Genomic DNA, 2,299 nt, shown 5'->3' with positions numbered 1-2,299 from the left:
TCCGGTCGGATATCGGACTATTGTCTGCGCTACGAGCAGTATATGTCGCGGTCGTCCCGGCAGGAAGACCGTGTGTGACTCAGCGGATCGGACAGATCCACAACTCTGGTCCCAGGCTCTCCCTCTGGCCCCTGATCCTCCAGAATGACACGACTCCAAGAGACGGCCCTGACCGCATCAGGGCAGCGGTGGAGCAACTGGGAACGGCACCAAGCCCGGGTCTGTTCCGGCCCCTGATCCATGGCCCTGGCGATCTGGTCGGGATCCGCCAGTCTCAGGATGGATCCTCTGAGTCGCCAAGGCAGATCACGGCCAGGATCCACCCGTGCCCAAGCCAAATCCAGGGCCGCCAGACGGGGATCCGACCAGTCCGGCATGGCACGGCGGCGGCGCAGGCGCTCCAAAAGCTGCCATTTGAGCAGCCATTCCAGTCTTCCTGCCTGATTGTGCATGGTCAGACGGGCCTCGTCGTCGCCCGAACGCACCACAACCAGATCCTTGAGCACCTGGTCCCAAAGGTTCAAAACCCGATTGTCGGCACAACCTGGCCGGTCGGCATCCCGTCTGGTCTGGCGGGCCGCATCCAGCAGTGCCTTTTGGATGGTCAGCGCATCGGCGCATCCTCCGTTCGCCAGCGCAAGCGGCTTGTCCAAAGTGACATCACGGGAAACCGTGTGCAGTGCAGACACCGGATCATCCAGGGTCCAGCGATCCAACAGCTCATCGATCTGACGGGTCGAATCGCCTTCGGATTCCAAGAGTCCCAGCAACAGATCGGTGGTCCCCAGCTTGAGAACCAGGGGCGCATCCAGCCGGTTGGCATCGCCCACAATCACATGGAGACGGCGACTGTCCGGCCCTGCATGCGACTCGTCCCTGGTATTGATGATTGGCCGCCCGAAGGTGGTCTGCAGTCCAATGCGGCTGGTCAGATAGTCGGCGCGCTGGCTGAGCTGGAAGCCGGCCTCCTCGCTCCTGGGTCCCAGGCCCACTCTGCCCGAACCGGTGTAGATCTGCCGGGTGACGAAATGAATGGTCATCAGGGCCGCCACTCTGGCGAAGGGCACCGCCCTGTCCATCAAATAGTTCTCATGGGATCCCCAGGCGGCACCTTTGCCGTCCACATTGTTCTTATAGATGGCCAAGCCTCCAGCCTTTTCTGCGGCCTGGGCCATCATCCGGTCACCCGCGCGGTCCTGAACCAGCGCATCGAAGGCATTCACTGTTTCGGCCGAGGCATACTCGGGATGGGCATGATCCACGTAAATCCGTGCACCGTTGGGAGCTGCCACATCGATCAGCCGGGCACCGGGCGCATCGGTGAGCATGCTCGAAGCGGCAGCGGAACGCGGCAGCCGACCTCCCCTGGCATCATTGACCGGATCCTCACCCCCGTAGTCCCAGCGGATGTGGGCCAGGTCCGGCTGGGCTGCGGCCCTTACCAGACGCAGGGCAAGAGCACGTGGATCAGCGCCGGGATCCTGGGGGTCGGCAATGGCGTACTCAGTCTCGGTGCCCATAACCCGCCCGGCATTCATGACCGCTCCCCTGGCCCGTCGACAGGACGAACCTCCTGGACCTGCCCTGGGCGCAGTCCGGCCAGATTGGCCCACCGGTCCGGGTCCTGGCCGCGAAGCTCCTCCAGAGTGTCCTCATACTGCCCACGGACCGCCCTCAAGCAGAGCCCACAGTCAAGACCCACCTGGCAATGCTGCTCGATGGAGGCCTTGACCGCCATGGTCTTGACCCGGTCAACCAGATTATGCAGCATGGCGCCGGAGACCACAGACTCCAGGTAGAGGGGGTGCCAACGGCCCGTGGCATCCATGATCTTGCCCAGCAGGTGGTCACCATCCCGGGCGAAGAGTCCGTCGACCAGCACCTGGATCAGCTCCTCCGGCCTGGCACCATCGTCCATTGGCATGTCGGATCCCAGATACTTGCCCAGAATGGCGGCCGACCTGGTCCTGTCGGGACGATCGATGCGGATCTTGACATCCAACCGTCCTGGGCGCAGAACCGCTGGGTCGATCATGTCGATACGGTTGGAGGCACCGATGACCATGACCTGGTCCAGGGACTCGACACCATCCAGCTCGGTCAGGAACTGGGGGACGATGGTGGTCTCCACATCCGATGAGATGCCTGACCCCCGAGTGCGCAACAGGGCATCCATCTCGTCGATAAAGACCACCACTGGTCCACCCTGGCCTGCCAGGCTGCGGGCCCGGGCGAAGAGACGGCGGATCAGCCGTTCGGACTCGCCCACGAACTTGTTGAGCACCTCGGGGCCCTTGAC

Annotated in this window: 2 protein-coding genes; both read right to left on the bottom strand. The window is 63.3% G+C overall.

Annotated features, from left to right (window positions below; genetic code table 11):
• Window positions 1–29: 29 nt before the first annotated feature.
• A complete protein-coding gene (gene dop, locus AC0AP0_RS12255) occupies window positions 30–1,538 on the bottom strand; it encodes a depupylase/deamidase Dop (RefSeq protein ID WP_490430681.1) in 1,509 nt (502 codons plus the stop codon).
• Window positions 1,535–2,299 (bottom strand): AAA family ATPase (locus AC0AP0_RS12250; protein ID WP_490430680.1); only part of this gene is annotated, 765 nt, incomplete at its 5' end. The genes AC0AP0_RS12250 and dop, both read right to left, overlap by 4 nt.

The sequence above is a fragment of the Bifidobacterium sp. POST2/T3 (B1) genome (assembly GCF_058197115.1).
This window is presented reverse-complemented; position numbering and strand designations above follow the sequence as displayed.

Excerpts from the sequence above, each read along its gene's own strand:
- dop (WP_490430681.1), bottom strand. The coding sequence starts at position 1,538 with ATGAATGCCGGGCGGGTTATGGGCACCGAGACTGAGTACGCCATTGCC.